We start from the raw sequence: 7,189 nt of genomic DNA, 5'->3' as shown, positions 1-7,189 counted from the left end.
TCCGATCTGCTGCGCGCCCGTGGCGCCCGGGTGACCGTCGCGGCCTGCGACGTCGCCGACCGGGCGGAGCTGGCCGCCCTGCTCGCCGGGCTGCCCGAGGACGCCCCGCTGACCGCCGTCGTCCACGCGGCGGGCACCGTCGACGACGGCGTGCTGGACGACCTGACGCCCGAACGCCTCGCCGCCGCCCAGCAGGCGCGGGCGCAGGGCGCCCTCCACCTGGACGAGCTGACCCGCGGGCTCGACCTCACCGCCTTCGTGCTCTGCTCCTCCGTCGCGGGCACCGTCGGCACCGCCGGCCGGGCCGCCCTCGCGGCCCCGGCCGCCGTCCTGGACGCGCTCGCCCACCGCCGCCGTGCCGAGGGCCTGCCCGCCACCGCCATCGCCTGGGGCGCCTGGGTCGGCGCCGAGTACAGCGCCCCGGCGGACCCCGACGGCCGGACCCAGCGGGCGGCCGTCCCCGCCCTGCACCCCGACCTCGCGCTGGCCGCGCTGCGCCAGGCCGTCACCCGGCCGGCCCCGGCGCTGGTGCTCCTGGACCTGGCCCAGCCGCAGGTCCTGGAGAGCCTGGTCGGTCTGCGTGGCAACCCGCTGCTGCGGGACCTGCCCGCCGCCCGCCCGGTGCTGGAGGCCTCCGCCGAGACCCGCCGGGGCTTCGCGACCGCCGCCTCCGAGCTCACCGGACGCCTCCGCGCGCTGGCCCCGAACGAGCGCACCGCACTGCTCACCGACCTGGTGCGCACCCAGGTCGCGGCGGTGCTCGGCCACGCCGACCGCTCCGCCGTCGCGCCGGACCGCAAGTTCCGCGACCTCGGCTTCGACTCGCTCACGGCCGTCGAACTGCCCGCCCGGCTCGGGGCGGCCACCGGACTGAAGCTGCCCGCCACCTCGGTGTACGACTACCCGACCGCCCAGGCGCTGGCCGAGCACCTGCTGGCCGAGCTGCTGGACACGCCCGCCGTCCCGGCCGCGACCGCCGCGGGCGGACCGGCGGCCGCCGGCGACCCGATCGCGATCGTCGGCATGGCCTGCCGGCTGCCCGGCGGGGTGACCTCCCCGGACGACCTGTGGCGCCTGGTCGACGCGGGCGGCGACGGCATCGCCGGCTTCCCCGAGGACCGCGGCTGGGACCTGCGCACCCTGCTGGCCGGCGACCGGGACGGCCGCGGGCGCAGCGCCACCCTGGAGGGCGGCTTCATCGACGGCGTCGCCGACTTCGACGCCGGGTTCTTCGACATCTCGCCGCGCGAGGCCCTCGCCATGGACCCGCAGCAGCGACTGCTGCTGGAGACCTCCTGGGAGGCGCTGGAGCGCGCCGGGGTCGACCCCCAGCAGCTCGGCGGCAGCCGGACCGGGGTCTTCGTCGGCACCAACGGCCTGGACTACGCCACCCTGATGATGAACTCCCGCGAGGACATCGGCGGCCACTCCGGCACCGGCCTGGCGTCGAGCGTGCTGTCCGGCCGGATCTCCTACACCCTCGGCCTGGAGGGCCCGGCCGTCACCGTCGACACCGCCTGCTCCTCCTCGCTGGTCGCCCTGCACCTCGCGGCCCAGGCGCTGCGCGCCGGCGAGTGCTCGCTGGCGCTCGCGGGCGGCGTGACGGTGATGACCACGCCGGTGAGCTTCGCCGGGTTCACGGTGCAGAACGGGCTGGCCCCGGACGGCCGCTGCAAGGCCTACTCGGACGCCGCGGACGGGACCAACTGGTCCGAGGGCGTGGGCGTGCTGGTGCTGGAGCGGCTCTCCGACGCCGAGCGCAACGGCCACCAGGTGCTGGCGGTGGTGCGCGGCAGCGCCGTCAACCAGGACGGCGCCTCCAACGGGCTGACCGCGCCCAACGGCCCCTCCCAGCAGCGCGTGATCCGCCAGGCCCTGGCGAGCGCCGGACTCTCGGCTGCCGAGGTGGACGCGGTCGAGGGCCACGGGACGGGCACGCCGCTCGGCGACCCGATCGAGGCCCAGGCGCTGCTGGCCACCTACGGCCGTGACCGTGAACGGCCGCTGCTGCTGGGCTCGTTGAAGTCCAACATCGGCCACACCCAGGCCGCCGCCGGCGTCGCGGGCGTGATCAAGACGGTGCTCGCCATGCGGCACGGGGTGCTGCCCAAGTCGCTGCACCTCGACCAGCCGTCCGGGCACGTGGACTGGTCGTCGGGCTCGATCGAGCTGCTCACCGAGGCCAGGCCGTGGCCCGAGGCCGGCCGCCCCCGGCGGGCCGGGGTCTCCTCCTTCGGGATCAGCGGCACCAACGCGCACGTGATCCTCGAACAGGCGCCGAGCCCGGCCGAGGGCATCGGGGAGGAGGGCCCCGAGGAGCACCGGGTGCTGCCGGCCGTCGTCCCCTGGGTGGTCTCCGCCCGCTCCGGGGCGGCGCTGGGCACCCACCTGACCCGGGTCTCGACCCTCGAACTCTCCCCGCTGGACATCGGGTTCTCGCTCGCCGCCGGCCGCTCCGGCTTCGAGCACCGGGCCGTGCTGCTCGCGTGCAGCGAAGGGCTGACCGAGGTCGCCCGCGGGGTCTGCGCCGATCGCACGACGGCCTTCCTGTTCTCCGGTCAGGGCTCGCAGCGGCTCGGCATGGGGCGGGAGTTGTATGCCCGGTTCCCGGTGTTCGCGGAGGCTTTCGACGCGGTGTGTGCGGAGCTGGACCTGCCGGTGCGGGAGGTGGTGTGGGGTGAGGACGCGGGGCTGCTGAACCGGACCGAGTTCGCCCAGGCGGGGTTGTTCGCGGTGGAGGTGGCGCTGTTCCGGCTGGTGGAGTCGTTGGGGGTGCGGCCGGAGTTCGTGGCCGGGCACTCGATCGGTGAGGTGGCCGCGGCGCACGTGGCCGGCGTGTTCTCGCTGGCCGACGCCTGCGCCCTGGTGGCCGCCCGTGGCCGGCTGATGCAGGGGCTTCCGGAGGGCGGCGCGATGCTGGCGGTGCAGGCGACGGAGGAGGAGGTCCGGCCGCTGCTGAACGACGCTGTGTCCATAGCCGCCGTCAACGGGCCCACCTCGGTGGTCGTTTCCGGCACGGAGGAAGCGGTCGCGGCGGTCGAAGCGCACTTCGCGGACCGCCGCACGACCCGCCTGCGGGTCTCGCACGCCTTCCACTCCCCGCTGATGGACCCGATGCTGGAGGACTTCCGGCAGGTCCTCGACGGGCTGACCTACCGCGTGCCCTCGATCCCCGTCGTCTCCAACCTGACCGGCGGGATCGCCGTCCCCGCCGACCTGCGGTCGCCCGAGTACTGGGTGCGCCACGTCCGGCAGACCGTCCGCTTCGCCGACGGCATCCGCGCCCTCCGCACGGCCGGCGTCACCGCGCTGCTCGAACTCGGCCCTGACGGCGTGCTCACCGCGCTCGCCGAACAGACCCTCGCCGACGAGGGCTCCGCGGGCACGGACCGCACCGGCCCGGGCTCCGGCGGGGACACCGCCGACTGCGTCCGGGCCGCGGCCCTGCGCAAGGACCGCGCCGAGGAGCGCAGCCTGCTGACCGCGCTCGCCGAGCTGTACGCGGCCGGCGTCCCGGTCGACTGGGTGGCGCTGTTCGACGGAACCGGCGCCCGCCGGGTCGAGCTGCCCACCTACGCCTTCGAGCACCGCCGCTACTGGCCCCGCCCCGCGGCGCTCTCAGGTGACGTCGGCTCCGTCGGGCTGGTCTCGGCCGAGCACCCGCTGCTCGGCGCCGCCGTCCCGCTCGCCGACGCCGACGGCGTGCTGTTCACCAGTCGGCTGGCGCTGCGCGTCCACCCCTGGGTCCTGGACCACCGCATCGCCGGCCGCCCCGCCTTCCCCGCCGCCGGCTTCGTCGAGCTGGCCGTCCGGGCGGGCGACCAGGTCGGCTGCGGCCGGATCGCGGACCTGACCCTCGGCGACCCGCTGCCGCTGGCCGAGCACGACGAACCCGTCGTGCAGGTGCGGGTCGGCGCTCCCGACGACGCCGGCGCCCGCCCGGTGGCCTGCTACGCCCGCCCCGGTGACGCCGCCCCCGACGAGCCCTGGACGCGCTGCGCCACCGGCACCCTGCTGCCCCAGGAGGACGACCTGCCCGACCACGCCCAGGTGGTCTGGCCACCGGCCGGCTCGGTCGCCGTCGACCTGGACGGGTTCTACCGCGACCCCGGGCGCGGCCCGGCGTTCCACGGGCTGCGCGCGGCCTGGCTGCGCGGCGAGGAGGTCTTCGCCGAAGTCGCGCTGTCCGCCGAACCGGCCGACGACGCCCGCTACTTCGGCCTCCACCCGGCCCTCCTGGACGCCGTGCTGCACGGCGCCGTGCTGCTCGGCGTCGGCGACGAGGCGCAGCTGCCGGAGCCGCACGCCTGGCAGGGCGTCGCCCTGCACGCCGGGGGAGCGGCCGCCCTGCGGGTGCGCATCGTGCGCCTGGACGGGTCCACGGTGTCGGTCACGGCGACCGACCCCGTGGGCGGGGCCGTACTCACCGTCGACTCGGTCGCCCTGCGCGCCCCGCAGGACGCCCCGGAGGCCGTCCGGGCCGGCCGGGACCCGCTGTTCCGGATCGACTGGATCCCCGCGCCCGCCGCGCCGGTCGCCGCCACGCCGCCGCGCTGTACGGCGCTCGGCCCGGACGACTACGGCACCGGCTCCTCGATCGCGGCCCCCGCCGACCTCGGCCGTCCGGTGCCCGACCTGGTCCTGGTCGCGCTGCGCGGCCCGGACGGCGACGTGCCCGAGGCCGTGCACGCGCACACCGCCCGGGTCCTCGCCCTGGTCCAGGAGTGGCTCGCCGAGGACCGGGCGGCGGCCGCCCGGCTGGTCTTCGTCACCCGGGGCGCCGTCCGGGCAGCCGACGGCGAGACCGTCCGCGACCTGCCCGGCGGCGCCGCCTGGGGCCTGGTCCGCTCGGCGAACTCCGAGCACCCCGGCCGCTTCGCCCTGCTCGACGTCGAAGGCCCCGGCGACGTGACGGCGGTCCTGCCGCTGCTGCCCGGTCTGCTGGCCGACGGTGAGGCCCAGTTCGCCGTCCGCGGCGGGGAACTGCGGGTCGGCCGGCTCGCCCGGCTGGCCGACCCGGCGGACACCGCCCGGGACACCGGCGGGGAACCCGCCGACCGCACCACGCCGCCCGCCTGGCACCCCGACGGCACGGTGCTGATCACCGGCGGCACCGGCGCCCTGGGCCGCCACCTGGCCCGGCGCCTGGCCCGCACCGGCACCCGGCACCTGCTGCTCACCAGCCGGCGCGGGCCCGACGCGCCCGGCGCCGCCGAGCTGGCGGCCGAGTTGGCGGAGCTCGGGGCCGAGGCCCGGGTGGTCGCCTGCGACACCTCGGACCGGACCGCCACCGAAGGGCTGCTCGCCGGCATCGCCGCCCAGCACCCGCTCACCGCGGTGATCCACACCGCCGGTGTGCTGGACGACGGCATCATCACCTCGCTCACCCCCGAACGGCTGTCCGCCGTCCTGCGGCCCAAGGTCGACGCGGTCTGGCGGCTGCACGAACTCACCCGCGACCTCGACCTCGCCGCCTTCGTCACCTTCTCCTCCATCGCGGGCGTCATGGGCAGCCCCGGGCAGGGCAACTACGCCGCCGCGAACGCCTTCCTGGACACCCTGGTCGACCACCGCAGGTCGCTCGGCCTGGCCGGCACCTCGCTCGCCTGGGGCCCGTGGGCCCAGGACGCCGGCATGACCAGCGAGCTCAGCGAGACCGACATGCGGCGCATGCAGTCCGGCGGCATCCCGCCGCTCTCCGTCGAACAGGGCCTCGACCTGTTCGAGGCGGCACTCGGCTCGGTCGAACCCCTGGTCATCCCGATGGGACTGACGGTCGGCGGGATGCGGCCCCAGGGCGAGGTACCCCCGCTGTTCCGCGGGCTGGTCCGCGCCGCCCGGCGCACCGCGGCGGGCGCCGCGAGCGGAGCCGACACGGCCGCCGACTTCACCCGGCAGCTGCTGGACCTCGGCGAACGCGACCGGATGCGCTACCTGGTCGACACCGTCCGGGCCGAAGCCGCCACCGTCCTCGGCCACCCCACCCCGGACGCCGTCGACGCCGAACGGGACTTCTACGAACTCGGCTTCGACTCGCTCACCGCCGTAGAACTGCGCAACCGGCTGGCCGCCGTCACCGGCCTGCGGATGCCCGCGACCGTCGTCTTCGACAGCCGCTCGCCGGGCGAGCTCGCCACCTGGATCCGCGGCGAACTCGCCGACCAGCGCACCGCGGACGGCCCGGACGGGACCGTGCTGGTGCCCGGCGGCGAAACCGAACTCGACTCCCTGGAGCGGCTGTTCACCGACGCCCTGGCCAACGGCAAGGTGCCCGAGGCGCAGCGGATGCTCGCCACCGTCGCGGCGCTGCGCCCGACCTTCGAGGCGACCGCCGAGCTGGAGGACCTGCCCTGGGCGACCCGACTGGCCGAGGGGCCGCGCCCGACCAGGCTGATCTGCGTCAGCGCGCCCACCGCCAACGCCGGTGTGCACCAGTACTCCCGGCTGGCCGCCCACTTCCGGGGCGAGCGCGAGGTGTCGGCGCTCCCCCTGGTCGGCTTCGCCACCGGCGAGCGGCTGCCCGCCAACCCCGAGGTCGCCACCCGGGTGATCGCCGAGAGCGCCCTGCGGGCCGCCGACGGCGAGCCGTTCGTGCTGGCCGGCCACTCCTCCGGCGGGTCCTTCGCCTACGCCGCGGCCGGCCTGCTGGAACACACCTGGGGCATCCGCCCGGCGGGCGTGGTGCTCTTCGACACGCTGAGCTTCCAGCACAACGCCGACGAGGGCACCGACTACACCGGCATGATGCGGCTCAACTTCACCGGCGCCGACTCACCGGTGAGGCTGACCAACTCCCGGCTGTCCGCAATGGGCCGCTGGATGGTGCTGCTCAACCAGCTGGAGGTCCAGCACACCTCGGCACCCGTCCTGCTGGTCAGCTGCGAGCGGGCCCTCACCGGCGCCGACGCGGCCCCGATCGAGCAGCGCGCCCAGGCCGAACCGCTGGTGCCCGGCGCCCAGGTGGTCGGGGTGGACGCCGACCACCTGTCGATGATCCGGGAGGACTCGGAGGGGACCGCGAGGATCGTGGAGGAGTGGCTGCGCGGCCGGGAGTGAGCGCGGCGGACGGGCGGGCGGGCCCGGGCACCCACCGGTGCCCGGGCCCGCCCGCCCGCGTCGTGCCGCTGCGGGGCGCGTGCCCCAGCGCCGCCCCGCAGACGCGGGTGTGAAGACAGGTCCTAGGGAAAAC

General features: G+C 76.5%; 1 protein-coding gene. It reads left to right on the top strand.

Features of this window, described 5'->3' with window-relative positions:
- The coding region (locus HS99_RS34695) for a type I polyketide synthase (RefSeq protein WP_107406524.1) at window positions 1-7,056 on the top strand (7,056 nt) is incomplete at its 5' end.
- Between the last annotated feature and the right edge of the window lie 133 nt (window positions 7,057-7,189).

Origin of the sequence: Kitasatospora aureofaciens, from assembly GCF_001188955.3 — a bacterium.
In the GTDB taxonomy this organism is placed as follows: domain Bacteria; phylum Actinomycetota; class Actinomycetes; order Streptomycetales; family Streptomycetaceae; genus Kitasatospora; species Kitasatospora aureofaciens.
Note: the sequence above shows the minus strand (reverse complement) of the source record. Positions and strands in the feature narration are given on the sequence as shown.